The sequence below is a fragment of the Streptomyces bohaiensis genome (assembly GCF_012033785.1).
GTDB lineage: Bacteria > Actinomycetota > Actinomycetes > Streptomycetales > Streptomycetaceae > Streptomyces > Streptomyces bohaiensis.
The window spans coordinates 1-1,802 of the sequence record NZ_JAAVJC010000483.1 but is presented as its reverse complement, the minus strand read 5'-3'; the positions used below and the strand labels follow the sequence as shown (position 1 = coordinate 1,802).

At 74.3% G+C, this 1,802-nt stretch carries 2 protein-coding genes; both read right to left on the bottom strand.

What is annotated here, in order from left to right; all coding sequences use genetic code 11:
• Nucleotides 1–64: 64 nt before the first annotated feature.
• Entirely contained in the window at nucleotides 65–829 is a 765-nt protein-coding gene (locus HCN52_RS24130; protein ID WP_168090540.1) for an anti-sigma factor, read from the bottom strand.
• Nucleotides 826–1,410 carry a sigma-70 family RNA polymerase sigma factor gene (locus HCN52_RS24125; RefSeq protein WP_168090539.1) on the bottom strand — a complete coding sequence of 195 codons (585 nt, stop codon included), beginning with the start codon at nucleotides 1,408–1,410 and terminating at the stop codon, nucleotides 826–828. The genes HCN52_RS24130 and HCN52_RS24125 overlap by 4 nt, the downstream gene beginning before the upstream one ends.
• Nucleotides 1,411–1,802 lie beyond the last annotated feature (392 nt).

Here is a 1,802-nt window from a genome sequence, read left to right as displayed (position 1 = left end):
GCCGAGCCCCGCTCGTCTCGGCGCGGGGCTCGGCCGGGACGGGGAGTCAGCCGGCCCTGGGGGTTCAGCCGGACTCGGGGAACGCCATGACCAGCAGCGGGTCGGACGTGGGCTGCGGTGAGCCGCCCGTCGGCTCCAGCGTGATCCCCATACCGCCCGCGCCGTTGACGGGGCCGTCCATCAGCACCGCGTTGCCGGCGGGGCCGTCGGTCGGATCCATCAGGCCGCCGGGGCGCATGGTGCCGCCGTCGTCGAACCAGAGCTGGTAGACCATGCCGGAGGGTGGCTCCGCCATCCCGGACGCCACGAACACCGCGCGGTCCTGCTCGGCGGAGAGCAGCACCGTCGCGGTCGCGCCGTCCGCCAGGTCGGTGCTGGCCACGGAGACGTCCGGGGAGGTCAGCACGCCCATCAGCTCGTCGGTGGAACGCTCGGCGAGCTGCGCCTGGTCACGGGCGTCGCGCGCCTCCTGGTACTGCCAGGCGGCGATGCCGCCGCCGAGGAGCGCGCCGGCGACGCACGCCGCCAGCACCAGGCGGGGGATCGCCCCGCGCAGCCGCGTGGTGCGTACCCGGCCACCGCGCTGCGGTGGCACATCCGGGGGTTCCTGCCGCACGGTCGCGATCTGCCGCAGCACGCGGACGCGCATCTCCGGCGGCGGGGCCGCGGCGACCGCGGCACCGAGCCGCTGGGTGGTCGCGGCGAGCTCCCGTACTTCCAGTGCGCAGGAGGCGCAGTCGGCGAGATGGCGCTCGAACTCCGTCAACTCGTCGTCGTCCAACGCGTGCAGGACGTAGGCCCCCGCCAGCGTGTGCAGATCGGCGGTCATGCGGTCACCCCCAGGCAGTCGCGCAGCCGGATCAGACCGTCGCGCATACGGGTCTTCACGGTGCCGAGCGGAAGCGCCAGCAGCTCGGCCACCTCGCGGTAGGTCAGCCCCCGGTAGTAGGCCAGGGTCACGGACTGCCGCTGCAGTTCGGTGAGCGTGCGCAGGCAGCGCCGTACCTGCTCGCGTTCCAGCCGGGTCTCGACCTGCTCGGTCACCTCGTCGAACGCCGGAGTGTGCTCCAGGAGCGCCGCCCGCTGCTCCCGGTCGGTGGACGCCTGGGCGGAGCGCACCCGGTCCACCGCACGGCGGTGCGCCAGCGTCATGATCCAGGCCATCGCGCTGCCCTTCTCGGGGCGGTAGCGGGCGGCGTTCCGCCAGACCTCGACCATCACCTCCTGCGCCACCTCCTCCGACTGTGCGGGGTCGCGGAGAATGCTCCGCACCAGCCCGAACACCGGGCCGCAGACGGCGTCGTAGACACCGCCGAAAGCCTCGTGGTCACCCTGGGCGACCCGCACCAGCAGCTCCGAGAGGTCGGGCGCGGTCGAGGGGCTCTCCCCGATGTAGACCGGCTCCTTCATGCCCGGCCACCCCCGGTCACGGGGGCGCGGCGGGGCCGGCACAGGAAGCCGGGCGGTGGCAGCGGCATGGATCATCCTCCGGAACGTGGAAAACGGCCGGCGACGATCGGCCGGCCGCGTCGAGGGTGGCGCACCCTCGGACTGCGGGCTCGTGGACTATTCGTAGCCGACGACGCAGCGGATGGGTGCGGCGGGCCGTGGTTGACACCCATGGCGCGCTGCACGCCTGCCCCGTCACGGCCCGTCCATTCACCCGTGGTCCGCAGCCGTCCGGAAGAGCGCTCCCACACCCGGCGGGAACGGACCGACCGTCCTCCCTGCCGCTGATCGGCACGGCCGCCCGCAGGAACGGCCGGCACGTGACGGCGCCCGCGCCGCCGCCTCCCGGCGGC

What these genes read in the sequence shown, in the direction of transcription:
- HCN52_RS24130 (WP_168090540.1), bottom strand. Translation starts at nt 829, where the DNA reads ATGACCGCCGATCTGCACACGCTGGCGGGGGCCTACGTCCTGCACGCG.
- HCN52_RS24125 (WP_168090539.1), bottom strand. Translation starts at nt 1,410, where the DNA reads ATGAAGGAGCCGGTCTACATCGGGGAGAGCCCCTCGACCGCGCCCGAC.